The organism is Acinetobacter johnsonii (assembly GCF_048551975.1).
GTDB classification, from domain to species: Bacteria; Pseudomonadota; Gammaproteobacteria; order Pseudomonadales; family Moraxellaceae; genus Acinetobacter; species Acinetobacter johnsonii_A.
In genome coordinates, this window is sequence record NZ_JBIMCF010000001.1 from 1 (window position 1) to 25,587 (window position 25,587).

General features: G+C 41.1%; 27 protein-coding genes. 9 read left to right on the plus strand and 18 right to left on the minus strand.

The features are described from left to right. Positions 1-519: 519 nt before the first annotated feature. From ACG9ZB_RS00005 to ACG9ZB_RS00015, 3 genes are read right to left on the minus strand one after another with little or no spacing between them, the layout of a single operon-like run. Complete coding sequence (locus ACG9ZB_RS00005) at positions 520-1,179, minus strand: hypothetical protein (protein WP_114837880.1); 660 nt, start codon at positions 1,177-1,179, stop codon at positions 520-522. 17 nt (positions 1,180-1,196) lie between these two features. Next, on the minus strand, positions 1,197-1,628 hold the full coding sequence (locus ACG9ZB_RS00010) for a ClpXP protease specificity-enhancing factor (protein ID WP_114837879.1): 432 nt from the start codon (positions 1,626-1,628) through the stop codon (positions 1,197-1,199). An 8-nt stretch (positions 1,629-1,636) separates the two neighbouring features. Continuing rightward, on the minus strand, positions 1,637-2,290 hold the full coding sequence (locus ACG9ZB_RS00015; RefSeq protein ID WP_419323318.1) for a glutathione S-transferase N-terminal domain-containing protein: 654 nt from the start codon (positions 2,288-2,290) through the stop codon (positions 1,637-1,639). A gap of 123 nt (positions 2,291-2,413) precedes the next feature. Between ACG9ZB_RS00015 and ACG9ZB_RS00020 the strand changes: the two genes are divergently transcribed. After that, on the plus strand, positions 2,414-2,743 hold the full coding sequence (locus ACG9ZB_RS00020; RefSeq protein WP_419323320.1) for a hypothetical protein: 330 nt from the start codon (positions 2,414-2,416) through the stop codon (positions 2,741-2,743). Positions 2,744-2,869: 126 nt separating this feature from the next. Here the strand turns inward: ACG9ZB_RS00020 and rpsI are convergent, their stop codons facing one another. After that, positions 2,870-3,256, minus strand: coding sequence for a 30S ribosomal protein S9 (gene rpsI / locus ACG9ZB_RS00025; protein WP_004695095.1), 387 nt, complete (start codon positions 3,254-3,256; stop codon positions 2,870-2,872). A 12-nt stretch (positions 3,257-3,268) separates the two neighbouring features. Beyond that, entirely contained in the window at positions 3,269-3,697 is a 429-nt protein-coding gene (rplM, locus tag ACG9ZB_RS00030) for a 50S ribosomal protein L13 (RefSeq protein WP_004695096.1), read from the minus strand. A 490-nt stretch (positions 3,698-4,187) separates the two neighbouring features. Between rplM and pdxA the strand changes: the two genes are divergently transcribed. The 3 genes from pdxA to ACG9ZB_RS00045 are packed head-to-tail and all read left to right on the plus strand — an operon-like array spanning position 4,188 to position 6,851. Continuing rightward, positions 4,188-5,156: a 4-hydroxythreonine-4-phosphate dehydrogenase PdxA gene (pdxA, locus tag ACG9ZB_RS00035; RefSeq protein ID WP_419323322.1), complete on the plus strand. Its 969-nt coding sequence runs from the start codon at positions 4,188-4,190 to the stop codon at positions 5,154-5,156. 32 nt (positions 5,157-5,188) lie between these two features. Then, positions 5,189-6,001: a 16S rRNA (adenine(1518)-N(6)/adenine(1519)-N(6))-dimethyltransferase RsmA gene (rsmA, locus tag ACG9ZB_RS00040; protein ID WP_004695098.1), complete on the plus strand. Its 813-nt coding sequence runs from the start codon at positions 5,189-5,191 to the stop codon at positions 5,999-6,001. Position 6,002: 1 nt separating this feature from the next. Beyond that, positions 6,003-6,851 (plus strand): symmetrical bis(5'-nucleosyl)-tetraphosphatase, encoded by an 849-nt coding sequence (locus ACG9ZB_RS00045; RefSeq protein WP_419323323.1) that lies wholly within the window; start codon positions 6,003-6,005, stop codon positions 6,849-6,851. A gap of 42 nt (positions 6,852-6,893) precedes the next feature. Here the strand turns inward: ACG9ZB_RS00045 and ACG9ZB_RS00050 are convergent, their stop codons facing one another. The 5 genes from ACG9ZB_RS00050 to hflX all read right to left on the minus strand — a co-directional run bounded on the left by ACG9ZB_RS00050 (position 6,894) and on the right by hflX (position 10,589). Beyond that, the gene (locus ACG9ZB_RS00050; RefSeq protein WP_419323325.1) at positions 6,894-7,343 is read right to left on the minus strand and encodes a DUF2147 domain-containing protein; all 450 of its coding nucleotides are present in this window, start codon (positions 7,341-7,343) and stop codon (positions 6,894-6,896) included. Positions 7,344-7,626: 283 nt separating this feature from the next. After that, the gene (locus tag ACG9ZB_RS00055) at positions 7,627-8,070 is read right to left on the minus strand and encodes a DUF2147 domain-containing protein (RefSeq protein ID WP_058870235.1); all 444 of its coding nucleotides are present in this window, start codon (positions 8,068-8,070) and stop codon (positions 7,627-7,629) included. A gap of 87 nt (positions 8,071-8,157) precedes the next feature. Next, entirely contained in the window at positions 8,158-8,832 is a 675-nt protein-coding gene (locus tag ACG9ZB_RS00060) for an LrgB family protein (protein ID WP_004695104.1), read from the minus strand. A gap of 10 nt (positions 8,833-8,842) precedes the next feature. Continuing rightward, positions 8,843-9,214 carry a hypothetical protein gene (locus ACG9ZB_RS00065; protein WP_419323327.1) on the minus strand — a complete coding sequence of 124 codons (372 nt, stop codon included), beginning with the start codon at positions 9,212-9,214 and terminating at the stop codon, positions 8,843-8,845. A 43-nt stretch (positions 9,215-9,257) separates the two neighbouring features. Next, positions 9,258-10,589, minus strand: coding sequence for a ribosome rescue GTPase HflX (hflX, locus tag ACG9ZB_RS00070; RefSeq protein ID WP_419323783.1), 1,332 nt, complete (start codon positions 10,587-10,589; stop codon positions 9,258-9,260). A gap of 387 nt (positions 10,590-10,976) precedes the next feature. Between hflX and ACG9ZB_RS00075 the strand changes: the two genes are divergently transcribed. Next, positions 10,977-11,801, plus strand: a complete 825-nt coding sequence (locus ACG9ZB_RS00075; protein WP_279735078.1) for a lysophospholipid acyltransferase family protein — start codon at positions 10,977-10,979, stop codon at positions 11,799-11,801. A 4-nt stretch (positions 11,802-11,805) separates the two neighbouring features. Here ACG9ZB_RS00075 and ACG9ZB_RS00080 read toward each other — a convergent pair whose 3' ends face one another. Then, positions 11,806-13,434, minus strand: coding sequence for a phospholipase D family protein (locus ACG9ZB_RS00080; protein ID WP_419323329.1), 1,629 nt, complete (start codon positions 13,432-13,434; stop codon positions 11,806-11,808). 101 nt (positions 13,435-13,535) lie between these two features. On the opposite strand from ACG9ZB_RS00080, the gene ACG9ZB_RS00085 reads away from it, so the two are divergent. After that, positions 13,536-14,546, plus strand: a complete 1,011-nt coding sequence (locus ACG9ZB_RS00085) for a metallophosphoesterase (RefSeq protein ID WP_419323331.1) — start codon at positions 13,536-13,538, stop codon at positions 14,544-14,546. A 7-nt stretch (positions 14,547-14,553) separates the two neighbouring features. Here the strand turns inward: ACG9ZB_RS00085 and ACG9ZB_RS00090 are convergent, their stop codons facing one another. The 3 genes from ACG9ZB_RS00090 to trhA form a co-directional block, all read right to left on the minus strand. Next, positions 14,554-14,976, minus strand: a complete 423-nt coding sequence (locus tag ACG9ZB_RS00090) for a hypothetical protein (protein ID WP_201706737.1) — start codon at positions 14,974-14,976, stop codon at positions 14,554-14,556. Positions 14,977-15,118: 142 nt separating this feature from the next. Next, entirely contained in the window at positions 15,119-16,432 is a 1,314-nt protein-coding gene (locus ACG9ZB_RS00095; protein WP_419323333.1) for an MFS transporter, read from the minus strand. Between the two features lie 144 nt (positions 16,433-16,576). After that, entirely contained in the window at positions 16,577-17,218 is a 642-nt protein-coding gene (gene trhA / locus ACG9ZB_RS00100; protein ID WP_419323335.1) for a PAQR family membrane homeostasis protein TrhA, read from the minus strand. A gap of 106 nt (positions 17,219-17,324) precedes the next feature. On the opposite strand from trhA, the gene ACG9ZB_RS00105 reads away from it, so the two are divergent. Together ACG9ZB_RS00105 and ACG9ZB_RS00110 are read left to right on the plus strand one after the other, a co-directional pair. Next, entirely contained in the window at positions 17,325-18,539 is a 1,215-nt protein-coding gene (locus ACG9ZB_RS00105; protein WP_419323337.1) for a class I SAM-dependent methyltransferase, read from the plus strand. A 59-nt stretch (positions 18,540-18,598) separates the two neighbouring features. After that, complete coding sequence (locus tag ACG9ZB_RS00110; protein ID WP_419323339.1) at positions 18,599-19,033, plus strand: GNAT family N-acetyltransferase; 435 nt, start codon at positions 18,599-18,601, stop codon at positions 19,031-19,033. Between the two features lie 32 nt (positions 19,034-19,065). Here the strand turns inward: ACG9ZB_RS00110 and ACG9ZB_RS00115 are convergent, their stop codons facing one another. From ACG9ZB_RS00115 to ACG9ZB_RS00130, 4 genes are all read right to left on the minus strand, one after another. Beyond that, positions 19,066-19,407, minus strand: coding sequence for a hypothetical protein (locus ACG9ZB_RS00115; protein WP_234304539.1), 342 nt, complete (start codon positions 19,405-19,407; stop codon positions 19,066-19,068). A gap of 188 nt (positions 19,408-19,595) precedes the next feature. Next, positions 19,596-21,728 (minus strand): 3-hydroxyacyl-CoA dehydrogenase NAD-binding domain-containing protein, encoded by a 2,133-nt coding sequence (locus ACG9ZB_RS00120; protein ID WP_419323341.1) that lies wholly within the window; start codon positions 21,726-21,728, stop codon positions 19,596-19,598. Between the two features lie 11 nt (positions 21,729-21,739). Beyond that, positions 21,740-22,945, minus strand: a complete 1,206-nt coding sequence (locus ACG9ZB_RS00125) for an acetyl-CoA C-acetyltransferase (RefSeq protein WP_419323343.1) — start codon at positions 22,943-22,945, stop codon at positions 21,740-21,742. A gap of 190 nt (positions 22,946-23,135) precedes the next feature. Then, on the minus strand, positions 23,136-24,146 hold the full coding sequence (locus tag ACG9ZB_RS00130) for an AraC family transcriptional regulator (RefSeq protein WP_004695134.1): 1,011 nt from the start codon (positions 24,144-24,146) through the stop codon (positions 23,136-23,138). Between the two features lie 207 nt (positions 24,147-24,353). On the opposite strand from ACG9ZB_RS00130, the gene ACG9ZB_RS00135 reads away from it, so the two are divergent. After that, positions 24,354-25,472, plus strand: coding sequence for a CaiB/BaiF CoA transferase family protein (locus tag ACG9ZB_RS00135; protein WP_419323345.1), 1,119 nt, complete (start codon positions 24,354-24,356; stop codon positions 25,470-25,472). Positions 25,473-25,587: the final 115 nt, after the last annotated feature.

Genomic DNA, 25,587 nt, shown 5'->3' on the forward strand with positions numbered 1-25,587 from the left:
AAACTAATAAAACTAATAAAACTAATAAAACTAATAAAACTAATAAAACTAATAAAACTAATAAAACTAATAAAACTAATAAAACTAATAAAACTAATAAAACTAAGTCAATGAATTATTTTAATTTTTTTTAAAACATGTATGAGTAATAAAGTAGTTTGACTATAACTTGTTGTTTCACAATTCGATTTAATTATATGGAGGGCGTGAAAAAATTATCAATATAAATAAATGTAACAAAAAAAGATGAATAAATGTAAGATTAAACCTGAGTATTTTAGTTGGTTTTTGCTACAGATTATGTGATAAAGTTTGCGTATTTTAAAAGGAGTGTGAGAAATTTTATTGTTATTTGGAAAAGTGTTTAATTTATTTAATATTGTAACGAAATGTAAATTTTTACCATTTGGACAAATAAAAGTAAAATAAATCGATTTTTTTGATTTTTAAAGATGAGGTATATAATTATTTCTTATTAAAAAATAAAGGGATGCGCAAAATGAGTGCATCCCTTGGGAATTAGAAAAACATTTGACTTGCTGCGCAATAAAGTCCCCATAAAATAACAATAGCCACAGCAGGCTCAATCAGTTTTGCCCATGTTGGCGTTGGATTTTGCTCTACTACCTGTGTGTGTAGCTGATCTGAGTGGTCTGTTGTGTGTTGATTAACCATTTGATTAAACTCCTTCATCGTTTCTTCTAATGATAGCTCTTCTTCAGGCTTTGGTTTAGAGCCAATCAGTTCTGTTAGCTCACTTGTTGTCCAAACCCAGTCATCAGCCAGACCTGAGAGGTGCTCAATTTGACCGACAAGCAGCTCACGAATTCCATGTTCACCAAAGTTCCCCGTGACATCAAGTTGTTTGAGTTCAGCAAGCTGAAGATCTAACATGGTGGTCAGGCTATGCTCTAAGTCTGGCTTCGCTAACAGTGATTGATTTTGCGGAGACGTGGTGAGGTGCCTTGCAAGTTCTTGAATATAGAGATGATCTTGGGTTTGAATCTCATGATAGAGCTTGGTGCCATCTTGACGCATCAAGGTGATGAGTTTTCCAAGCGAGAGAGTGTTGGCCTCAGAAATATATTGAAGTCGCTCCTCGTCTGAATATTGAATCAGAAGCTCAGGCTTTTGAATTTTAATCTGCTCTGCAAAATATTGTACTAAATCAAAAGCCATATAATTACTCCATTTTATTAATCTAATAATCTTAAACTTGGTTTTTTCTTAGCGGGTTCAGTTTTTTCTTGATTGTCTGATTTTAAAGCATTTTGCTCACTTTGGGTATGATTGTCATACTCACTTGGATCGAAGAATAAGCCTTGTCCATTTTCACGGGCATAAATGCCTATCACAGCATTAAGTGGGACATAAATATCACGAGATACGCCACCAAAACGTGCTGAGAAAGTAATCGCATCGTTGCTCATATGTAGCGCATGTACGGCATGAGGGACGATGTTTAAGACAATTTGGCCATCTTGAATAAACTGTTCCGGAACGAGAGTATTGGGCTGGGTTGCATCGACCAATAAATGCGGTGTTAATTGGTTATCACAAATCCATTCATAAATGGCGCGAGCTAAATATGGACGAGTCGGCGTAAGGTTTAATTCTTGATCAGACATAATGTTCTCTACGGCTGTTTAAATTCAGATTGATAATGGTTTTTCTCCTGCAAAGTTAAAGACTTTAAAAATGCAGGACGATTAAAAATACGTTGACAATATAAATAGATTGGGCGGCATTGCTGTTTCGGTAAATGCACGCCCATGCTGTTTAAGCGTAGAAAGATAGGCGCAAGCATGCAATCTAAAATACTAAAGCTTTCCGACATGAAATAGGGGAAATGCTGGAACAATGGTGTTAAGGAAATGAGCGTATCTTTCAGTTTTTTTTGTGCTTTCAGTTTTGCTTGTTCATCGAGTGTATCTGGATGTCGCAGCATCATATCGGCAAGCTTTAACCAATCTTGTTCAAAGCGCCAGATATACTGCCGCTGTTCCGCACGAGGCATAGGTGCATCGGCATAGAGTTTGTTTTGACGATAACGATCGTCTAAATACTCAGAGATGATATTGGCATTAAATAGTTTTAAATCATTTTCAATCAACGTCGGTAGCTGATTATAAGGGTTTAAGCTGGCGAGATCTTCATCATCTGCATCACTTAAAACCAAATGGTATTTGATTTGCTTCTCTGCAAGTACATAACGAATCCAATGGGAGCGAAAATCATCTGCATGGCTATACAGCGTAATTCCTTGAAGCGGAGTAGTTTCGACAGACATATTTCAAGAAACTAGGTGAAGTGAATCGGTTAGAATACTAAAAATAGCCAATAAAATCATCTTAACTTTAATATGCTTATACAATAGAACAACTTGGAATAAATGAAAAAGAAGGATAGAACCATGCAGCTCTGGCTCAGAACCACCCAATCGATCGCAGTTATTATACTAATGACTTCCATCTCAAGTAGTTATGCTCAAAATCAAGATGCAGCCGAACAAGTAGATGTAGCGCAGCAGACTGCTGAATATGCAGCTTGTATTGCCGATGAAGCCTGTGATGTTGTTACTTCTGTATCTGAGGATGAGATGTATGGCGGCATTCAGCAAGAATATACAGTAAAAGGCTGTAAGGTCACTGTGTATAATGATGGGCCTGTGAAAATGGTCGATGCGAAAACTGATGAGCCATGTAATGCACCACTTCCCAAAGATCATCAATTTTCAAAATAAGCTGGAATATGCAACTAGAGGCATGTAGTAAGAATAGAGCAGGAAACTTAGACTTAAAACTTGAAAATGATGCATAAAAAAAGCCTTGGATAAACCAAGGCTTTTTTGTCCGATTCGGTAAGCGAATTAACGTTTAGAGAATTGAGGACGTTTACGAGCTTTACGTAAACCAAGTTTCTTACGTTCAACTTCACGAGCATCACGAGTAACGAAACCAGCTTGACGAAGAGCAGGTTTAAGTGTTTCGTCAGAAGCGATCAACGCACGGGTAATACCGTGACGGATAGCGCCAGCTTGACCACCGATACCACCACCAGCAACAGTGATGTAAAGGTCATACTTTTCAGTAACTTCAAGAAGCTCTAAAGGTTGACGAACAACCATACGAGCAGTTTCACGACCGAAGTATTGCTCAAGAGTACGGTTGTTAATTACGAGCTTGCCTGTACCAGCTGACAAGAAAACACGTGCAGTTGCGGTCTTACGGCGACCTGTACCATAATTAGTAGCCATGTGCTGTATCCCTTAGATGTCCAAAACTTGTGGCTGTTGAGCAGCGTGTGGATGCTCTGTACCTGCATACACTTTCATTTTCTTGATCATTGCATAACCAAGAGGACCTTTTGGTAACATACCTTTAACAGCTTTTTCTAAAACTGCTTCAGGTTTGTGAGCGATTAACTTTTCAAAGTTAGTCTCACGGATACCACCAGGGAAGCCAGTGTGGCGATAGTATTTTTTATCAAGTGCTTTTTTACCAGTCACTTGAATTTCTTCAGCATTGATTACAACGATATAATCGCCAGTGTCAACGTGAGGAGTATAAGAAGTCTTGTGCTTACCACGTAGACGACGAGCGATTTCAGTCGCAAGGCGACCTAAAGTTTTGCCAGAAGCATCAACAACGTACCAGTCGTGTTGAACTTCAGCAGGCTTAGCGCTGAGAGTTTTCATTAAACCACTACCTATTATAGTTGGTTTGGACTATGGAATCTGTCCAAACAAAAGGAGACGCGATTCTAAACGAAGTTGCTCAGAATCACAAATGAAAATATAAAATTTCAAGAGCCGTATCTTAAGGTATTTCCCTACATAAAGGAAGAGATCAAAGTTTATTCTTTTTAAAAAACCACAAAAGAGTTCAAACTTTAAAAAATGAGGAAACAGCGATATTGAACTTTATGACTTTACTGAATGAAATGCGGGATCATCACCATAGAACCATTTTAAAATAACGGATAATACAGGAGTTACGACTCGCAATTTCTTTGTCATGTTTTATATGTTTGAGGCTTTATTTTTTCTTTGAAAGTCGGTGGAATGTGAAAACAGGATAAGTGAGGATTTAAATATAAAAGAATAGGTTGAAGTTGAGTACGGTGAATGCGGAGATACTGGGTGAGACGTTGTATAATAGTCCAAACGCATTTTACTTGAGTTGATTATGCTGCCTTTATATGTCACCAGTGGTGAACCTGCTGGGATTGGTCCAGATATTTGTTTAAGCCTTACTGCTCGTATAGATGAGCGTCCGATCGTGGTCCTTGGTGATATGAACTTGCTACGTACACGTGCAGCATGTTTGGGATTGGACATTGAACTGATTGAATATTCAGGGCAAGAAGCATCATCAACTCAGGGACAACTTTATGTTGAGCATGTGCCTTTAAGTGAAGCTGTTGTAATGGGTGAGCTCAATCCTCAAAATTCGGCTTATGTCTTAGAGCAGCTACGACGTTCGGCCGATTATGCTATGTCCGGTAAAAGTGTAGGTGTTGCAACTGCACCTGTACAAAAGTCAGTCATCAATGATGCTGGGATTCACTTTAGTGGACATACCGAATACTACCAAGAGTTTGCTGGAGTTGAACGTGTGGTGATGATGCTCGCAACGAAGACGTTACGTGTCGCGCTGGCTACTACACATTTGCCATTAAGAGCTGTACCCGATGCGATTACTAAAGAACGACTGCATCAAGTGATTGATATTTTAATTCAGGACTTAAAAAGCAAATTTAAAAAAGAGCATCCCCTCATTTTAGTGTGTGGCCTAAATCCACATGCTGGGGAGGATGGTTATTTGGGCATGGAAGAAATTGAGGTGATTAACCCTGTGCTGGAAAGCTACCGTTATCAAGGCATAAATATGAGCCTGAGCCTACCTGCCGATACCTTATTCACCCCAGAAAACTTAAAAGATGCCGATGCTGTTTTGGCGATGTATCACGATCAGGGCTTACCTGTGTTAAAATCGCAAGGGTTTGGTGAAGCCATTAATATTACTTTGGGCTTACCGTTTATTCGTACCTCAGTCGATCATGGCACAGCTCTCTCCCTCGCAGGCACTGGTCTTGCGAAAAGCTCAAGTTTACAGGTCGCTGTTGATTTAGCGTTAGAATTAGCTCGTCACTAATGTTCAGTGATTAACTCACGTTGGAAAATTTTATGTATCAAATTAATGCCTTAAACCCTAAAGATGAAGGGCACCATACGCGGAAGCGTTTTGGGCAAAACTTCTTACATGACCAACGTGTGATTGCCAAGATTGTACGTTCAGTTGCACCACGTTCAGGTGATAACATTGTGGAAATTGGCCCGGGTTTGGCAGCATTAACATCACCGTTGATTGGAGAGTGTGACGCACTCACGGTGGTCGAATTAGACCGTGATTTGGCGGCCGGTTTGCCGGGGCGTGTGCCACATCCTGAACGTTTAACCATTATTGAAACCGATGCACTGAAGTACGACTTCACTAATTTATTTGAAGATGGTCGTCCTTTACGGGTTGTGGGTAATTTGCCGTATAACATTTCGACGCCACTTTTGTTTCATCTCTTGGAATTTGGTGACAAAGTTAAAGACATGCATTTTATGCTACAAAAAGAAGTGGTTGACCGTATTACGGCTTCTCCAAATAGCAAAGAATATGGTCGTTTGTCGGTGATGATCCAGTATTTCTGCAAACCTACGTTCTTGTTTGAAGTACCACCGGGTTCATTTAACCCGCCACCAAAAGTGACTTCTGCCGTTTTTCGTCTGGAGCCGTATGCGGTTAAGCCGATTGTGGCAAAAAATGAAAAAGCCTTAGCACGTTTGGTCTCGCATGTCTTTACTCAGCGCCGTAAAACTTTGCGTAATAGCTTAAAAGGCATGTTGGTTGAAGATGGTTTTGAACAAGCAGGTGTTGATCCGATGGCGCGTCCAGAGACTTTAACACTGGCTCAATTTGTGGCATTAGCAGATCAAATGGTGGCTTAAGGTGGCAGGTGCAGAGATTCGATACAATTATGTCATTGGTGATGTGCAGGGTTGTTTTGAAGCACTAAAAGCCTTGTTAAAGACCATACAGTTTGATCCTGACCAAGATTTTATTTGGTTTGCAGGGGATTTGGTTGCCCGTGGTGAAAACTCATTAGGTGCTTTACGCTTTATTAAAAAATTAGTAGAGCGTAATGCGGCTGCAACAGTTTTAGGCAATCATGATTTAACTTTGCTGGCGGCTGCACGTGGCATTAAAGCAATCAAAGACAAAGATAACATTCGGGATGTGATTGATGCGATTGATAGTGATGATTTGATTGATTGGTTACGTAAACAACCTTTGTGTGTGTTTCCAAACGCAACTACGGTTCTAACTCATGCAGGCATTCCAACCAATTGGACAGCGGAACAAACTGCTGCTTTATCCGCAGAAGTTGAGGCGGTCATTGCAGCGGATGATTTTGATGTTGTGGATGCCTTTTTAAAAGAAATGTATGGTAAAGAGCCCACGTTGTGGTCGGATGAACTAACGGGACACGCACGTTTACGTTGTATCGTAAATTATTTGACCCGTATGCGTTTAACCGATAGTGCAGGGCGTTTGGAGTTTAGTTTTAAAGACTCACTCAGTGACCCGATGCCTGAAGGCTTCAAACCATGGTTTGAATTTGCTTCACAAGCAGCGCAAACCCATAAAGTTGTGTTTGGTCACTGGGCCGCTTTACAAGGCAAAACCATTTCAGACTCGATTCAAAATGTAGATGGCGGTTGTGTTTGGGGGCATCAATTAATGGCTTACCGTTTAGAAGATGAGGCCTTATTTGCAGTTGATAATCCAGTTCAATAGCACATGCATTAAAAAGCCACGAAGTTCGTGGCTTTTTTATTCTTAGTCGATTCTTAACCAGGTTTGGTTACGACCTAAAGCAGAAACACCCATGTAAGCACGTAACGAAAGACGCTTTCCTGTGGCATTCAGTTTCATTTTCGCATCATAAAGTTTGCCAGACAAAGGATCAATCACACGACCTTTTTCATAATTATTGGTGCCGTCGACATGCTTTAAGCCTTTAATAATGTCCATACCTAAAATTGGTTTATTGGTATATGGCGTAGGGCAATTCACACAAGTTTCTTTTGGGGTATAACCTGGGCGTGGTGTAATTTTTACAATTTTTCCAGTGTAAGTATTATTCGATTCTTTACGAATTTCGATGATGGCTTTTGGTGAGCCTGACTTATCATCAATTTGTTGCCATGTCCCTGTTAAGTCCTGTGCAAATGCTCCCCCGCAAAGCATGGACAATGTTAATCCCGCGATAAAAAACTTACTTTTCATATAAGGTTCTCTATAGTTTCACAAAAAGATATCCAAGACACAAAAAATAAACAGTTTACACAAGGCAAACTGTTTTGTGTTTAGATATGAGTTAGGCAGTTGCCTTTAAAAATTGAAAAATCATACATGCTTAGCTGAAACTCTTTTATTCATTGAATTTGAAACAATCAGACTAAGTTTGATGCAATGTATGAGTGACTCAGTGGTGGTCTACAAAATCTAAAATGAATTGATCAAGTGATTGCTTGCGTAGACCAAGCCTGTTCAGTAATAAAAACCTAGATTATTCTCGAATCCACGTTTGACTACGACCTAGAGCAGATATGCCCACGTATCCTCGCAAGGTTAAGCGTTTGCCATTCGAACTGAGTTTTGCTTTACAGCTATAAATATTACCAGACAGTGGATCAATGATTTTTCCACCCGTGTAATTGGTATCACCGCTGTGTTTCAAACCTTTCATCACATCCATGCCTAAAATAGGCTTATTGGTATACGGCGCAGGGCAATTAATACACGTTTCTTTTGGTGTGTAACCCGGACGAGGCGTCACTTTAACGATCTTAGCGGTATAGGTCCCATTTGATTCTTGGCGAATCTCAAGGATGGCTTTTGACGACCCAGTTTTGTCATCAATATTTTTCCAAGTGCCGCTAATATCTTCAGCGAAAGCTGTACTACCTATAACGGTTGTAGCGAATGCGATTGCAAGTGTCAATTTGCTCATGAACAAAATCCTTTTATCATTTAATCAACGACAAACTCATCTTAAGTCGATTTTTTAAACAATACAATTGTTTATGTGAGGAACATATCACATTTTTTGCAAGTATAGAATAAACAACGGTAACCAGATTGCTGTAAATACCGCATTGACAGCCATTCCAAAGGCTGCATAACGTCCAGCAATACTTCCCCGTTGCCATGCTTGAGCTGTACCGATGGCATGAGCTGCAAGACCTAGCGCTAAGCCCGATGCTCGTTCATCATTAATGTGTTTGAGGATCAGTGGTGAAAATGCAGCACCAATCACACCAGATAAAATCACGATTAAAATAGCCAGACTCACAGGGGCTTGCAGCAGTGTTGCAATGTTAATTGCAATTGGCGTTGTGACTGCGCGTGTGGCAAATGCCATAATGGTAGGATCGGACAAATGTAGTAGATAAGCCAGTCCCATCGGTAGTCCGACCGCACTGATACTGGCAAAAACCAAGATACCCACCACGGCTTTGAGGGGGAGGTCGTCATAGCGCATTGCAGCCAATGGAATAGCCAAAGCGACTGTGACATAACCGAGCAGATGGTTAAATACTGGATTTACCTGTGCCATATATTGCTCATATGGAATGTTTAACAACAACAGCAGGGCAATCACAAAGCACATGCCAAAAACAATCACGGGAATTTGTGGCAGTTTTTTGTTGAGTGGCTTTGCCAGTAAATAGGCAACGAGGGTTAGGAAAAAACCGAAAATAATGGGAATCATGTGCACACTCCTAAAGCCATTTCTTAGACATTTTTGCGTAAACCCACAGTGGAATTAGTGTGCTGACAAATAGCACCACCAAAAACATTGGGATTTCACTGCCTAAATGCGTCATCATCAGCAGGGAGCCTGCACTGATAGGTAGAAAAGCAAAGGCACTTTCTTTCATGATTTTATTGTTGGTATCGACCAAACGTGCTGGAATTTTATGAAATTTTCTCCAACCCAAAAGGACGATTAATAAACTAATCAGTCCAATTAAATTGCCCAGTTCAGGATGTCCAAAACGTCCAGTGATCCACACAGCCGCTTCACGAAAGATGATGATCAGGGCAAGCGTGCCGATCCATGCTTTCCAATCAACAGTTTTTATCCATTTCATTTTGTTCTGTCATTAACATTTTACTTATCACGTTTTAACTGATTTAGCTTTTGATTTCAAATTCTTCAAGTTCACGATGAAATTGTTTTGCTTTCAAACCTAAAATTTCATCAATCGGTAAATGTGCTTGTTTGATCAATTGTTCAAGTTTATGTGGCGCAATATACACTTGTAGGTGTAGGTTGCCCTCATCATCATAATTTTCAGATTGAATCACATTTAGGGCGTACAGTTGATTACGCAATTTTCCATAGGCAGGTTTGAGTAGGAGGTCAAAGTTTTGAATTTGACCCATCAAGCATTCTTGTACCGCTTGGCGTAGTAGATCAAATCCTTCGCCTGTATGTGCTGAGACATAGACACGCTCAGGTACATTGGCTTCAACGTAAATGATTTTGGCTTGTTCACCACTTTGATCGATCTTGTTATACACCCGTAGGATTGGAATATCTGCACCAATTTCTTTGAGCACTTTTTCAACAGCTTCAATTTGTTCCATATGGTCTGGACTGCTCGAGTCAATCACATGCAACAGCAAACTGGCTTCTAATGTTTCCTCTAGTGTCGCTTTAAACGATTCCACTAAAGCATGCGCGAGATTACGCACAAAACCAACCGTGTCGGCTAGGACCAGTGGGCCAATACCATCCCATTCCAAACGTCTTAAGGTTGGATCTAAGGTTGCAAATAACTGATCTGCGGCATAAACATCAGATTTGGCTAGGGTGTTAAACAGGGTCGATTTGCCCGCATTGGTATAACCAACCAAAGAAACAGTTGGAATCGCAGCTTTTTGACGTGCAGCACGCCCTTGGATACGGGTCTGACGGACTTTTTCTAATTTATCTTTAAGTTGGCCAACCCGGACACGGAGTAAACGACGGTCAGTTTCGAGTTGCGTTTCACCTGGACCACGAAGTCCAATCCCGCCTTTTTGGCTATCGAGGCTAATGCCTGTACCGACCAATCGAGAAGACAAGTGATCCAATTGAGCCAATTCGACTTGAAGTTTCCCTTCATGGGTACGGGCACGTTGTGCAAAGATATCTAGAATAAGGCGTGTACGGTCAATAACACGGCACTTAATAATACGACTCAGATTACGTTCCTGACTAGGGGTTAGTGCATGGTCAATAATCACCAGCGTGGCTTCAAGCTCCTCAACACGAGCAGCAATTTCTTCTGCTTTGCCTGAACCAATGAAATATTTAGCATCGGGTTTGAATCTTTGAGCGTGAACATGCTCCAGAATTTCTGCACCTGCCGACTTAGCAAGCAAACGAAATTCTTCTGCATCAAGGTCTTCCAGAATATGAATGGCAACACTGACTAAAATGGTTTTTTCGCCACCTTGCTTCTGCTCAAAATATTCCACTAAATTCGATCTCACATTGAAAACTCTAGTGTAGATGAATTTGTTAATATTGGGCGAAATAGTTATGCCTTTGCGTTACATTGAGCGAAATAATTGAACCAAAAGCAGTAAGGTGCCAAAGTATAAAATACTAAGTCCTATAATAAATTTCAGTGCCTGAACAGGATTTAACGGCGGAGCTGGAGGATTCATTTGATCGTTCATATACATACTATGTTTTGTTATTTCGATTGATTTATTTTAATTAATTTATTTAAACGATTAAAATTGAAAATAATCATCTGGTCCTTCGGTTTTTATGATCAATGCAAGTTACTCAAGATCAGTATAGAATGAGTCGAAATCAATGATTAAATGTTGAATGAAGCTGTGCCAAGTGAACCGTCTATGCAATCAAATACTGAAATAAAAACAACATCAATAAAAGGTGTCTCTAAGCTTTTTCTGTATGGCAAAAAGCTGGCTTCAGGGCTTGGCGCTGTGTTCGAAGGGTTTTATTTGGTCTATCGACATGGCTTGTATAAAGACATTAACAATCCACAAAATACCCGTTACGTGCAGTATTTTTGCCGTCGACTGTGCAAGGTGTTTAACATTGATGTGCATGTCCACGGGGATATTCCGCGTAAGCCTGCACTTTGGGTCAGCAATCATATTTCATGGTTAGATGTCGCGGTTTTAGGCTCAGGCGCACGAGTTTTCTTTTTGGCCAAGGCTGAAATTGAAAAATGGCCTGTGTTTGGCAAGCTGGCAAAAAGTGGTGGAACTTTGTTTATTCAACGTGGTTCAGGCGATTCCATCAAAATTCGAGAGCAAATTACAGCGTTTTTAAAACAAGATATTCCTGTGTTGTTTTTCCCAGAAGCGACCACCACCGATGGTTCTAAAGTGAAAAAGGTCCATGGACGTATTTTAGGCGCAGCAATTGAGGCTCAGCGTGATGTGCAAATTTGTTTGCTTTGCTATGTGAATCAACAGGGCGAACTTGACCAAGTCTCTCCGTTTATCGGTAACATTAGTTTTGCCGAGCATGTTAAAAAAGTACTAGAAATGCCAAAAGTCACGGCACATTTAGTTGCGCTGCCAGCCATTTGTACCGCAGGACATACGGTTGAGAGTTTAACGGCACTGGTCCAACAAAAAATGGTGCAAGGTTTGGCCGATTTACATCAGAAAGTTTTGAAGTCCCAACCCAACATGCAACAAGCTTGAAGGCTTACATAAAGCCTTCAATTGGTAGCCAAGAGACGACTTTGAGACCAGCACGTTTGAACCAATTCATTTTGGGTTCAGTGGTATAGGTTTTGGTAGAACCATCAGCTTGTTTGATTTGCCAGTTAATGTTTTTATTTGCATCTAAAACCAGCTTATAGGCATATTTACTGAGGTTTTGGTCCATGGTGTAGTGTACGGCTTTGGCCAGCGGTGGACTGTTCAGTAAAACCCCAATTTCTGTATTTAAGTTGGCAGAGCGGGGATCAAAATTAAATGAACCAATAAAAACCTGTTTCTCATCAATGGCCATGAGTTTGGCATGCAGACTCGAGCGGCTTAATCCTTTGATACTGACTTTGGCTTTTTTCGAAATTTCTTCATTGTTTTCGTTTAGGGCTTCGGCTGCAGGCGTGGCTAAAAACTCATAGAGTTGAACACCGCTTTCCAGCAAGTCTTCACGATATTTTCCATAGAAAGCATGCACCAACGGTACATCATTGGCTTTAAATGAGTTGGTCAATACGCGGACTTGAATGTCACTCTGTGCTAGGTTGGCCAGATGTTTTTTGCCTTTACGTTCAGGTACAAAATAGGCTGAAATAATGTCGATGCTTTCCATTGGCTTTTCTAAATAGGTTTGCAACTGGAAGTTTAAATGTTCTTCTTTTTTTGCCCGTGATTTGATTTTACTCGGTGAGTCTTTCACCACTTCGGCTTTGACCCAATCGAATTGGATACTATCATTTAACCAGTGTTCAAAGGCTTGCGAACGATTGGCCAGATCGAGATAATTTTGGACGGTCACTTCCTGATAGTGCTGCGCTAACTGGGTTTTTAAACCTTCATAACGCAAGCTGTAATGGTTGGCGTTGACAATTTGACGCACTGGAAAGGCATAATCGTCATTCCAGTATTCATCGAAAGAATGCACAATTTCATCTGAGGCAGAGCCGACCAACATTACATCAACATCGGAAAACTGATAACTGTCGCTGACGTTATAATATTGATTGCTCATGTTGCGCCCACCAATCAACGAAATTTGATTATCGGCAATGAAACTTTTATTGTGCATACGACGGTTGATGCGTTTTAAATTTAAGACCATATCCATCGGGCGATAGTGACGGAAGCGGTAGGGGTTATACAGTTTGATGTCGATATTAGCGTGTTGATCGAGCGCCAAATAAATGCCTTCCATTTTCTTGGCATTGTTATCATCGATGAGTAATCGAACTTTCACCCCACGATCGGCGGCTTTCAAAATAGAATAAAGCGCTAAAGAACCAATACGATCGTTATCCCAAATATAGTATTGTAGATCTAAGGTCTTTTCTGCCTTATCAATGAGATGGATACGTGCGGCCAATGCTTCGAGCGGGTTGTAGAGAACATGGAAACCTGTAAGCCCTGGATTTTGTTCACGTAAAGGCAGTACGATTTTACCTAAACTGGTTTGATCTGTCGGTAGATCAAAAGCATAGACGGGCGTCTGTGGGATCTGCTTGGGTAAGGTATTACACGCTGGGACAGTCAAAACCATACAGCTCAGCAACAACAGTTTAGCACCTTGCTGAGTCGAAGATGAGCGGAATGAAGTTTGTTTCGCTAAGCCGTGAGGTTTTTCCATCGTCATAAAGTCTATAAATTTGGTTTGAGTATAATTCTGAGCTGTGAAAAGATAAACAGAAGATTATGTGTTCTTGATGAACAGTTTGTGGGTAAAAGTCTATGATGAATATACACTCCGTCGTGTTCTATTTTTATATTGCGATGGCCTTGTTTGCGGGGTGGGCGGTGTATCAGGCATGGATCAGTCAAACCAATACGGAGACTATTCATCCGTTTAAAGCCTTTGTGCATTTGTTGGCTTTTTATCTCTCTTATTTACTCATTCCTTTGTTTTTCTTTAGCTTATATGCCGGTTTTCAGGGCTATTATTCATGGCATGAAGCTATTTTTGTGTTTTTAGTCAGTGGTGTGCTGTGTTATGCACGTTTCATTGAACCGCATTTTGTACATGTCAAAACTACTCAATATCAAATCCAAGAAGATTATAAATTACTCAAACCCGTTCGTATTGGGTTAATTGCCGATCTACATATTGGTCTATTCTCAGGGCATGAGCGACAACTGAAAACCATCGTCAAACGACTGAATGAACAAAAACCTGATTTGGTGGTGGTTGCAGGGGACTGGACGTATGAACCTGAAAATACACTGGCAGAAGAATTAGAGGTGTTACAAGAAATTAATGCCCCTGTCTATTCGGTCAATGGTAATCATGATGAGCAATATCCAGGCCCGCCGATTCAAAATTTGTTAAGACATGCTTTGAAGGTGAATAATGTGATTGATATTGAAGGTCAGATTGTTGAATTTGAAGAGTTTCGTCTGATTGGAGTCGGAGATTTGTGGGCCGGTAAGGCGGATATGCGTTTTATGCCGCATTTACCGCAGGACAAGCCGTGGGTCATCCTATCGCACAATCCAGACACGATCGATATGGTACCCGCTTTACCCAGTCGTCCTTTAATGCTTTCAGGTCATACGCATGGTGGTCAAGTTGAGCTACCATGGCTTACAGATTATGTGATGAAGAAGGTGTCTATATTAGGACACAAAAAAGGTTTGTACCGACATGAACATGCGGATGTGTTTGTCACGGTTGGAACAGGCATGGTGGGTGTGCCGTTTCGTTTTCGTGTACCACCGACGATCGATATTATTGAACTGATTTAAGTTGGGTTTAGAACCAATAAAAAATAAAGCTTAAAACCAAAATGACCACAGCCAAAACGATCCAAAGGTTGTGATTTTTTGTATGGAGCTCTTGTAGGTCTTGTATTGCATCGAGGTTATTCACTGTGGTGCTATGCGGGCTTTGTGGCTGTTGTTGTGTAAAGCTGCGTCCTTCAGACACAAGGGAGCTGTGGTGTCTTAATTCAGCAGTTGATATGCGTTGTTGTTGATGTCGTTTATGGCGATACATGCTTTTTAGTGCAGCATCATGCCGCTTTGTGAGTTCAGTCACGATCTCTTGTGCATCATCGTATTGAAAAGCAGTATGTGTGGCGATGTATTGAATGGCTTGAATAATTTTATTTTCTTCAACTAATACGATGACATCAAGGAGTTGTTCATTGGTGAGTTGTTGTATTTTTTCATCCATTTTTCGGTCCTATTCATCTGTATCTCTCTCTATTTTTGAAGTAAAACGACAGATTTTAAATATGGTTTTTGTAGCGTTTATTAAAGTATTGGTATAAAAAAACCAGCATCACTGTGCTGGTTTTTAGACATCAAATTCAGGGTCAAATTTGATTATTTACATCATCATTTTTGGTTTCACGGATCATTAAGAACGCACATAAAGACAGTAGTGATGCCGCCGTGAGGTAGTAACCTACTGCGTGTAAACCGTAGGTGGTTGCAAGCTTGGTGGCAATGAGAGGTGCAAATGATGCCCCAAAGATCCCCGCAAGGTTAAAGGTTAGTGCTGAACCTGTATAACGAACGGATATTGGAAAAATTTCTGAGAGCACAGTACCAATTGGTCCATAGGTTAAACCCATGATGGATAAACCAATACACAGGAACAAGAACACAACAAGAGTACTGCCTGATTCCAACATGCTTGAGAAAACTAAGCCAAATAACGCCGCAGCAATACAGACTGCAATAGAGGTGGTTTTACGACCAAATTTTTCCGCAAAAACCGCAGACAAGGGGATGAATGCAGCAAAGCAGAGGGTTGCGACCAGTTGAAGTTGTAAGAACTGTTCACGGGTGTACCCCAGCTGTTTGGTACCCCATTGCAAAGCAAATACCGTCGTGAGGTAGAACACTACAAAGGTACAGATGGCTGCAATGGTACCTAAAATCAACATGCCCCAGTGCTTGGTTATCACTTCTTTAAATGGAATGTTAACTTCTTTTTGCTTGTCTAAAACTTTCTGGAACGCGGGAGTTTCATGGAGTTGTAAACGAATCCACAGACCTACAATCACCAATAACGCACTTGAGATAAAAGGAATACGCCAGCCCCAAGTCATGAACGTCTCTTCAGTCATAAAATGACCCAGCGTTAAGAATGAACCCGTTGCTAAGATAAAGCCAATCGGCGCGCCCAGTTGGGGAAACATGCCATACCAAGCACGTTTACCTTCAGGTGCATTTTCCGTGGCAAGCAATACCGCACCCGACCATTCACCACCTAAGCCGAGTCCTTGACCTAAACGACACAGCGCAAGCAGTGATGGTGCTGCAATTCCAATTTGTGCATAGGTGGGTAACAAGCCGATACACACGGTTGAAAGTCCCATGGTCAGCAAAGCTGCAACCAAGGTCGCCTTTCGGCCGATACGATCACCTAAATGTCCAAAGAGTGCAGCGCCAATCGGGCGTGCAATAAAGGCAATCGCGAAGGTTGCCAAAGACTGAATGGTTGCAGTCATTGGATCGGTACTTGTTGGAAAGAACAGATACGGAAAAATAATGACAGCCGCAGTGGCATAAATATAAAAATCGAAGAATTCGATAGTTGTACCTACTAGACTGGCTGTAAGTACGCGGAATTTTGAGTTTACATGCTGCTGTTCAGCAACAGCAGTATTTAATGACGCCATGGTAGACCTTACACTTAAAAAATAGTCGAACTGAGTTTTAAAAGCGTCATCTTTTTAAAAAAGGCGTAATTTTTTAAAAAAATACGAATGTTCCTCGGGCAAACTACGGAATTAGGGTTACTAAAAAAATGTAGTATGCGCGGGTTATATCACGTAAAGATAGATGGACAGGAAATGTGATCCTGCACCAATCAATACAAAAATATGCCAGATAGCGTGCGTATATCTTACCTTTTTTAGCGCATAAAACAATGCACCGATGGTATAGGAAAGTCCACCAATGATTAAAAAAGTCAAAGCTGGTTTAGATAAAAAGCGTTGCATATCATCCATTACCAGTACAGCCAGCCAACCCATAAGCAGATAAGCAATCAGTGAAATTTTCTCAAAGCGATGAATGAAAACTAACTTGAATAGTGTACCAATGAGTGCAATCACCCAAAGTGCAATGAGTAGGTAATGGGCTTTTTGTGTGGGCAGTGCAATAGACAAAAATGGAGTGTAGGTTCCTGCAATCAGGTAATAAATGGCAGTGTGATCTAATTTTTTATACCAGCCGCGACGCTCTGGAGATTCCGCAAAATGATACAAGCTTGATGCGGCAAATAATAAAAATAGGCTCAAAGCATAGACCCATAGCCCGGTCCACTGCGCTGTTTCTAAGTAAGACCCTTTGATAATCAATAAAATACCTGCTATGAGTGCAAGAGCTGCACCAATAGCATGGCTAATAAAATTGATTCTTTCTTCAGCAGGATCGTAGTTGACACCAGGGTGAACGCTCATAAGTCATGTGCATTTTTATAAAATATACAACTGTATCGTAATTCAAATTTGCATTTAGCGTAAGACGCTTTAAAATTTAATCGCAATTCTTTTTTTGGTTTCTATTATGACCGTTTCGGTATCGTCCTCTGCACAAGAGCAGCAATTCCTTCAAGCCTTCCAGCAAGCGCTTGAATCTCAAAGTTTTGATCGGATGATTCTGAGTCAATATCAGGGTGAACTAGAGAAACTCGAGAAGATGACTTTTCGGGTGGTGATGTTGCAAGGACAGCCTGTATTGAGCTGTTTATATCGTTATAAAACCCAAGACGTCACCAAAAACTACTCATTAGACACAGCACTTGATACGGTAACTGCACTTTTGGCGCAGTGTAAACAAGCCAATTTGATGACAACTGAACAAGAGTTGCAACTGAAGAAGAACAAGAAGAAAGCCATGCTGACGCAAAGTAAAAATAAAACGGTAACCAAAGCTGTTGAGCAGCAAGGTCATGACCGTGTCAAACAGCGTTTTGTCGATCAAGACAGTTATTTCTTACAGCCGCTTGGTATTACCGATGCAAAAGCGCACATCATTCCCAGTATGGCGCGTAAGTGGAAGCAGATTAATAAGTTTGTCGAAATTTTCTCAGGGGCATTAAGTCATATTCAACTGCCTGAACAACTGCGCGTGGTCGATTTTGGCTCAGGAAAAGGCTATTTAACTTTTGCTTTGTATGATTATTTGCTGAAGCAAGATCTGAACCCTTTTGTGACTGGGGTGGAGCTAAACAGCAAGATGGTGGAATTCTGTCAGGAGGTTGCGAACAAGTCGGATTTTCAGCAACTTGATTTTTTTCAGGGTGATGTTCGGACTTACCAACCTGAACGCCTCGATGTGATGATCGCGTTACATGCATGTGATGTCGCGACTGACTTTGCAATTCATACCGGCATTCGTTTAAATGCTGAAATGATCATGTGTGCGCCGTGTTGTCATAAAGAATTACGTCCACAGCTGAAAGCTCCACTCGTGTTGCAACCGATGTTGCAGTTTGGCATTCATGCAGGACAGCAAGCTGAAATGCTGACGGATACTATTCGTGCCTTATTACTCAAAGCCTATGGCTATGAAACCAAAGTGTTTGAGTTTGTAGCACTTGAGCATACCAGCAAGAATAAAATGATTTTGGCAACCAAGCGTAAGGATTATCAAGCGCCTGATGTTGCTGTCTTGGCACAAATTCAAGCCTTGAAAGAGATGTATGGTATTCAAAAGCATTCACTGGAATTGCTGTTGAATGATCAATGGGATCAGCAAGATGTAGGCTGTAAATGCTGATCTGAACATCACTTTTTAGTGCAATGACCAATACAAAGATAATTTATAGGGAAATGAAAATGCCAAGCTTGAGAATTACGCACGGAACATGGGAAGAGTCGCAACGGGCTGCGAAAATGATTCGTGAGCAGGTCTTTATTCAAGAGCAAAACATTGCTGCTGAAGATGAATGGGATGAGCAAGATGAAATAGCAGTTCATTTTGTGGTCTATGAACAAGATCAAGCCATCGCCACCGCACGACTTTTACAAAATCATAGTATTAGTCGTGTTGCAGTTTTGAAGTCACATCGCGGTTTGGGCGTGGGCAAAGTGCTGATGCAGGCGGTGATTGCATATGCTCAACAACAACAGCGTCCATTTTTAGTCTTATCCTCTCAAGTACATGTGCAAGCGTTTTATCAGGCTTTGGGCTTTATACAAGAGGGTGAGGAGTATTTGGATTGTGGTATTCCACATATCCACATGCGTTTATCATCCATAAAAAAGCCCTGATCTTTCAGGGCTTTTTTATTAGTAACAGCATATTAGTGACCATGTTCAGATGACATTTTCGCGTGTTCATCAGCATTCATACTGTGCTCATCAGCGGTTACATGTTCTGTGGTGTCTTCAGACGCTGCTTGAGCTCTTGCTTCACGCGCTTCTTTATCCGCTTGTGCTTTGGCAATGGCTTCTTCAGACATTGCAGGCGCATTTTTAAAAGCATGTTGCTGAGAGTTTTGCTGCGTTTGCTGACTTGGCATATAGTCAGGCTCATTGGTGATCGCAAGGTAGAAGATACCTAAGAAAATTCCACTTAAAATGAAAGCAATAATCAGTGCTTTCCAACCCCATGGTGATTTTTCAGGAGAAGTATTGTCAGTCATGTGCAACAGCCCAATTGAATAAAAATAAATCTAAAAGTATGTAACTTTATAACACAAAAAACTGCGTCGGGCTTGAAAAGAATGCACTAAAATAAGTCAAAATTAGATGCTGAATCAGCAGGTTAATTTTGTTGTGTGCTGAGAACATAAAAAAGGGATCAGCAGATCCCTTTTTTAAGGTGGAAGTTTTAGCGAATCTGACCCGATGACACCGATTCAACCAGACGTTGCGGTGCTTTAAAACGCTCACCGTATTTCGCTTCAAGTTCATTGGCACGTTGTACAGCTTTGTCTAAACCATATTGGTTTAAAAACTGAATTGCACCCCCTGTCCACGGCGCAAAACCAATCCCAAAGATCGAACCGATATTCGCGTCAATCACAGATTCAAGAACATTTTCTTCATAACAACGTAAGGTATCTAGCGATTGTACAAACAGGAAACGGTCTATCATTTCTTGTTCAGAAATATCTACATCTTGCTTCCAATGGTTCAAACCCTCCCAAAGATGTTTTTTAGCACCTTCTGGATAATCATAGAAACCTGCACCAGTTGCTTTACCTTTACGATCAAAAGTATGAATCATGGTTTGAATCACATCATCTGCACCTGAACGTGGTAAATCTTTACCCTCAGCCTGAAGCGCCTTACGCGTTTCATTGGCAACATGCTCAGAAAGTGTTAATGCAACTTCATCTTGAATGGCTAGTGGGCCAACGGGCATGCCTGCTTTGAGTGCTGCCATTTCAATACGAGCTGGGTGTACACCTTCATGCAGTAAACGTAGACCTTCCTGAACAAAAGTACCAAATACACGACTGGTGAAGAAACCACGGCTATCATTGACAACAATCGGGATTTTACCAATTTGCTGTACATAGTCATACGCCTTCGCCAAAGTTTCAGCAGAAGTGTTTTTACCTTTAATGATTTCAACCAATTGCATTTTATCGACGGGACTAAAGAAATGCAGACCAATAAAGTTCGCTTGATCTTTCGATGCGTTTGCCAAACCAGTAATTGGTAATGTCGAGGTATTTGAAGCCATCACACCACCTTCTACAAGGAATACTTCGGCTTCTTGAGTGACTTTCGCTTTGAGTTCTTGATTTTCAAATACAGCTTCGATAATTAAATCACAACCTTTCAGATCTTCCGCAGATGCTGTTGCTGTAATTAAACTTAAAACCTGATCACGTTTTTCAGCCGTCATACGACCTTGAGAGACCTTTTTATCCAGTAGCTTTTGGCTATAGGCTTTACCTTTTTCTGCATTTTCTACAGAAACATCTTTCAGTACAACGGGAACGCCTTTGATTGCTGTAGAGTAAGCAATGCCTGCTCCCATCATGCCTGCACCAAGCACACCGACTTTGGTCGCTTGCCATTTTGCAACATCTTTAGGGCGGCTTGCACCTGCCTTAATGGCATTCAACCCATGCCAAAAAGTACCGATCATATTTTTTGAAATTTGACCTGTCGCCAAATAAGTAAAATAACGAGATTCAATAGTCAGTGCCGTATCCACATCGACTTGCATACCTTCAACCGCAGCTGCCATGATCGCTTCAGGTGCAGGATAACAACCTTTGGTTTTATCACGGAGCATTGCAGGAGCAATCGCCAGCATTTGCGCAACCGCAGGTGTTTTAGGATCACCACCCGGAATTTTATAACCTTTTACATCAAACGGTTGTTGCGACTTTGGATGTTCTTTTACCCAAGCGATGGCTTTATCCATCAACTCTTCAGGTGTTTCCGCCGTGTCTTGGATTAAACCTAGAGATTTCGCTTTATCCACACCAAACTGCTTACCTTCCATTAAGAATGGAAAAGCATTTTGTAAGCCTAAAAGGCGCACCATACGCACGATACCACCACCACCCGGCAGTAGACCTAAAGTCACTTCAGGCAAACCAAACTTCGTTTTAGGATCATTCAATGCAATACGTGCATGACAACCTAATGCGATTTCCCAACCACCGCCTAAAGCTGTACCATTCAATGCTGCAATGACAGGAACACCTAGAGTTTCGATATAACGGAACTCTGCTTTCATTTTCTGAATCATTTCAAAAAATGGCGTGACATCTTCCAAACGTGCTTGGATCAATTCATCCAAATCGCCGCCTGCAAAGAAAGTTTTTTTCGCTGAACGGAAAATAATTCCCGTAATAGAAGTTTCAGATTTCAGTTTAGAAACAATATTTTCCAAAGCTACCCGAAAATCTGCATTCATAGTATTTGCAGATTGGTTTGGAGAATCTAAGGTCAGAATAATAATGCCATCGTCATTTTTTAAATATTGAATTGCGCTCATTATTATTCTCCTTATACCAACTCAATAATGGTCGCAATACCCATGCCACCACCCACACATAATGTTGCTAAGCCACGCTTTTTACCTTGGCGTTCTAACTCATCCAATAAAGTTCCAAGAATCATCGCACCTGTCGCACCCAATGGATGTCCCATCGCAATTGCGCCACCATTCACATTGACTTTATCGCTTGGAACTTTTAATTCCGTCATAAAACGCATCACCACTGATGCAAATGCTTCATTGACTTCAAATAGATCAATATCATCAATCGTTAAACCAGCTTTTGCCAACGCTTTACGCGTAGCAGGTGCAGGTCCTGTCAGCATAATGGTTGGATCTGAACCCACCAATGCGGTCGCCAATACTTTGGCACGTGGTTTTAAACCTTGTTCTTTGACTGCTTTTTCTGAAGCAAGTAATACAAGCGCTGCACCATCGACAATACCCGATGAGTTTCCTGCGTGATGCACATGGTTAATTTTTTGCGCTTCTGGATATTGCTGTAATGCAATCGCATCAAAACCCATTGCCCCCATCATTTCAAAACTTGGATTGAGTTTTGCTAAACCTTCCGCTGTTGTTGATGGTTTGATAAATTCATCTTGATCTAAAATGGTCACGCCTGCTTTGTCTTTAATAGCAATCACTGATTGATTGAAATAACCCGCAGCTTGTGCTGCTGCCGCTTTACGCTGCGAATTTGCAGCAAATGCGTCGACATCTGAACGTGTATAACCATCCAATGTTGCAATTAAATCTGCGCCAATGCCTTGCGGAACAAAGTGTGATTTTAAATTGGTTTCAGGGTCTAATGCCCATGGGCCACCATCTGAACCCATTGCAATACGTGACATCGACTCAACACCACCTGCGACAACCACATCTTCCCAACCTGAACGTACTTTTTGCGCAGCCATATTGACCGCTTCTAAGCCTGATGCACAGAAACGGTTGATTTGCACACCAGCAATATCATTGTCCCAACCTGCCGCAATTGCCGCAGTTTTAGCAATATCACCACCTTGGTCTGCAATTGGAGTAACACACCCCAAGACAATATCGTCTACTTTAGAGGTATCTAAGTGATGGCGATCTTTCAATTCATTCAATAATGTTGTCACTAAAGTAATCGGCTTTACTTCATGCAATGAACCATCTTTCTTTCCTTTTCCGCGTGGTGTGCGAATGGCATCAATGATATAAGCCTCGCTCATAGCTGTTCCTTGTTATGACTTTTAAGTTGTTATGCATTTGAGTGTACAAATTAATGGCCGTGATGCAATGACTAGAACGGGTCAGGTCAGATGAGTCTTTTTGCCAATAGACTGAAGATTGGGGCATAAAAAAACCCAAGATCGAAATCTTGGGTTTAGCAATGTGCCGAACCGTCGTTAAACTAGAAAATTAGTGATAGCCGTGTAGTTGGCGATATAAACCGGGTGTAACTCCAGTCCATTTTTTAAAGGCACGGTGGAAGGTACTGGTTTCACTAAACCCCACTTGTTGTGCCACATCTTCTAAAGTCAAACCTGGGTTCAATAGTAGGTGGATCGCGGCATCACGACGTAATGCATCTTTCACGCCTTGGTAACTTTTACCTTCAGCGGCTAAGCGGCGACGCAACGTTTGTGGAGATAAATACAGCATAGAAGCCACATCATTCAGAGTTGGCATTTCCTCACCAATTTGGCTCTTCAATACATCACGAATACGTGAAGTGAGTGAGTTGGTGTTTTTAAATTTCACCAACAACTGTGCAGGCGCGGCTTTTAAAAACTCTTCTAACGTTTCTTCATTTTGACGAATTGGTAAGTCCAAATAATCTGCGGCAAAAGTGATTTCGGTACGCGGCATGTCGAACTGCATCACAGGTGCGAAGAACAGGGCATCATACTCATCTGCATGAGTCGGACGTTCATAACCAAAGTGCACACGTTCCAGCGGTAAACGACGTTCAATCAACCAAGACGCGAGACCATGCCAAATCATCAGCATACTTTCGGTAATGAAGTGATCTGGGTCCATCGATTTCGGAATCTGAGGAACAAGACGAGCTTCATGCTTGTCGCGCTCTAATGTCACCGACCACTCATCACCAAACAATTTATAAAACTGTGACGACAGTTCTAAAGCATCACCTAAGGTTTTGGCATGAATAATCAGCTGACACATGATAGCAAACGTACCTAAACGGCGTGGTTGCTTATCGAAGCCAACATGTTCGTCTTGGGTCACCATCCATAACATTTTAACGAAGCGAGTATATTGTTCTGGAGAAATACGGGCTTTAGGTTGACGCAGTAGTTCTGCCTCAATCCCTACGTGAGAAAGTAATGTTTCGACATCCATGCCAAGACGTTTTACACCAGTTAAAGCCGCATTGACGAAATGGATACTAATGGTATCACGGCTCATATTTAATCCTTCAGTCTCTTTTATATTCACTTGCGTTTGACCTAAATGACGCTAAAAAGTATTTTAGGCAATTTACACTAAAGTTTTTTGCCTTTTTACATGTTAAATTGCCGAAATGATCAAGGTAAATGGCTGAACATGACATTGTTTTGTTGCTTTTATATTTCTAAAATAGCTAAAAAATCAACATAAAAAGAGAAAATAAACATGGATATGGCGTTGAAAGGATTGAAAGTTCTCGATTTTTCTACACTTTTGCCCGGACCTTTTGCAACAATGTACTTAGCAGACTTAGGTGCAGAAGTGATCCGCATCGAGTCTCCAACCCGCCCCGATCTGATCCGTTTAATGCCACCTTATGCCAATGGACAGGCCACAGCACATAGTTATCTCAACCGAAATAAGCATGCTGTCGCTCTTGATTTGAAGGATCCTGCCAATATTGAACTGATCAAATCGAAAATTTCAGACTATGACATTGTGATTGAACAATTCCGTCCAGGCGTGATGCAAAGATTAGGACTTGATTATCAGACCTTATCTGCAATTAATCCGCGCTTGATCTATTGTTCCATTACGGGTTATGGGCAAACAGGTTTATATCAAAATAAAGCAGGCCACGATATCAACTATGTGGCTTTGTCTGGGATCGCAGGACATAGCGGCCGACAGCACAGTGGTCCTCCTCCTTTGGGAATTCAAATTGCGGATATTGCAGGCGGGTCATTACATAGCGTGATAGGAATACTCGCAGCTGTGATCGAAAGGCAGCGTAGTGGCATAGGACAGTATATTGATATCTCTATGACTGACTGTGTGGTGGGGCTCAGTAGCATGGCTGCAGCGGCGAGCTTAGCAGGACAGGAAAAGCAAGGGCCGGAGCAAAGCTATCTCAATGGTGCGACTTTTTATGACTATTATGAAACGCAAGATGGGCGTTATTTATCGATTGGGAGTTTAGAGCCGCAGTTTTTACATGGGCTGGCCCAGATTTTAGACTTGCCGATTGTGGCTGAAAAAGGAGCCTCACTGGCAACCGAAGACCGTCAGGTGGTGAAACAAGCAATAAAAGACAAAATTAAAACCCAAGATTTTGCCACGTGGAAAGCAATTTTTCAGCAGCAAGATGTCTGCGTTGAGCCTGTATTAAAGTTAGACGAAGCACTTGATTCGCAGTTGGCCAAAGATCGTGCATGGGTGGTTTCTGTACCTTTACAAGAGGGGAGTACAAAAAGCGAACAACAATTAGCTTGTCCAATTAAGTTTTCACGTTCAAAAATAAGATATGAATTTATAGGCAAACCAGTCGGTTTCGATTCTTTGTAAATATCATATAACGATAATTTGGATATATTTAAAACAACAAAAAGTCATAAAATGGGTTTTTATACAAATAAAGCGTATCATATCGATTAGTTGTAATTTTGTAAGAAAGGTCACC

Excerpts from the sequence above, each read along its gene's own strand:
- ACG9ZB_RS00080 (WP_419323329.1), bottom strand. The coding sequence starts at position 13,434 with ATGGAAAAACCTCACGGCTTAGCGAAACAAACTTCATTCCGCTCATCT.
- ACG9ZB_RS00010 (WP_114837879.1), bottom strand. The coding sequence starts at position 1,628 with ATGTCTGATCAAGAATTAAACCTTACGCCGACTCGTCCATATTTAGCT.
- ACG9ZB_RS00055 (WP_058870235.1), bottom strand. The coding sequence starts at position 8,070 with ATGAGCAAATTGACACTTGCAATCGCATTCGCTACAACCGTTATAGGT.
- ACG9ZB_RS00075 (WP_279735078.1), top strand. The coding sequence starts at position 10,977 with ATGCAATCAAATACTGAAATAAAAACAACATCAATAAAAGGTGTCTCT.
- ACG9ZB_RS00065 (WP_419323327.1), bottom strand. The coding sequence starts at position 9,214 with ATGAAATGGATAAAAACTGTTGATTGGAAAGCATGGATCGGCACGCTT.
- ACG9ZB_RS00015 (WP_419323318.1), bottom strand. The coding sequence starts at position 2,290 with ATGTCTGTCGAAACTACTCCGCTTCAAGGAATTACGCTGTATAGCCAT.
- rsmA (WP_004695098.1), top strand. The coding sequence starts at position 5,189 with ATGTATCAAATTAATGCCTTAAACCCTAAAGATGAAGGGCACCATACG.
- ACG9ZB_RS00090 (WP_201706737.1), bottom strand. The coding sequence starts at position 14,976 with ATGGATGAAAAAATACAACAACTCACCAATGAACAACTCCTTGATGTC.
- ACG9ZB_RS00130 (WP_004695134.1), bottom strand. The coding sequence starts at position 24,146 with ATGAGCCGTGATACCATTAGTATCCATTTCGTCAATGCGGCTTTAACT.
- rplM (WP_004695096.1), bottom strand. The coding sequence starts at position 3,697 with ATGAAAACTCTCAGCGCTAAGCCTGCTGAAGTTCAACACGACTGGTAC.
- ACG9ZB_RS00060 (WP_004695104.1), bottom strand. The coding sequence starts at position 8,832 with ATGATTCCCATTATTTTCGGTTTTTTCCTAACCCTCGTTGCCTATTTA.
- rpsI (WP_004695095.1), bottom strand. The coding sequence starts at position 3,256 with ATGGCTACTAATTATGGTACAGGTCGCCGTAAGACCGCAACTGCACGT.
- ACG9ZB_RS00125 (WP_419323343.1), bottom strand. The coding sequence starts at position 22,945 with ATGAGCGAGGCTTATATCATTGATGCCATTCGCACACCACGCGGAAAA.
- ACG9ZB_RS00050 (WP_419323325.1), bottom strand. The coding sequence starts at position 7,343 with ATGAAAAGTAAGTTTTTTATCGCGGGATTAACATTGTCCATGCTTTGC.
- ACG9ZB_RS00020 (WP_419323320.1), top strand. The coding sequence starts at position 2,414 with ATGCAGCTCTGGCTCAGAACCACCCAATCGATCGCAGTTATTATACTA.
- trhA (WP_419323335.1), bottom strand. The coding sequence starts at position 17,218 with ATGAGCGTTCACCCTGGTGTCAACTACGATCCTGCTGAAGAAAGAATC.
- ACG9ZB_RS00005 (WP_114837880.1), bottom strand. The coding sequence starts at position 1,179 with ATGGCTTTTGATTTAGTACAATATTTTGCAGAGCAGATTAAAATTCAA.
- ACG9ZB_RS00095 (WP_419323333.1), bottom strand. The coding sequence starts at position 16,432 with ATGGCGTCATTAAATACTGCTGTTGCTGAACAGCAGCATGTAAACTCA.
- ACG9ZB_RS00105 (WP_419323337.1), top strand. The coding sequence starts at position 17,325 with ATGACCGTTTCGGTATCGTCCTCTGCACAAGAGCAGCAATTCCTTCAA.
- ACG9ZB_RS00120 (WP_419323341.1), bottom strand. The coding sequence starts at position 21,728 with ATGAGCGCAATTCAATATTTAAAAAATGACGATGGCATTATTATTCTG.
- pdxA (WP_419323322.1), top strand. The coding sequence starts at position 4,188 with ATGCTGCCTTTATATGTCACCAGTGGTGAACCTGCTGGGATTGGTCCA.
- ACG9ZB_RS00085 (WP_419323331.1), top strand. The coding sequence starts at position 13,536 with ATGATGAATATACACTCCGTCGTGTTCTATTTTTATATTGCGATGGCC.
- ACG9ZB_RS00110 (WP_419323339.1), top strand. The coding sequence starts at position 18,599 with ATGCCAAGCTTGAGAATTACGCACGGAACATGGGAAGAGTCGCAACGG.
- ACG9ZB_RS00135 (WP_419323345.1), top strand. The coding sequence starts at position 24,354 with ATGGATATGGCGTTGAAAGGATTGAAAGTTCTCGATTTTTCTACACTT.
- ACG9ZB_RS00115 (WP_234304539.1), bottom strand. The coding sequence starts at position 19,407 with ATGACTGACAATACTTCTCCTGAAAAATCACCATGGGGTTGGAAAGCA.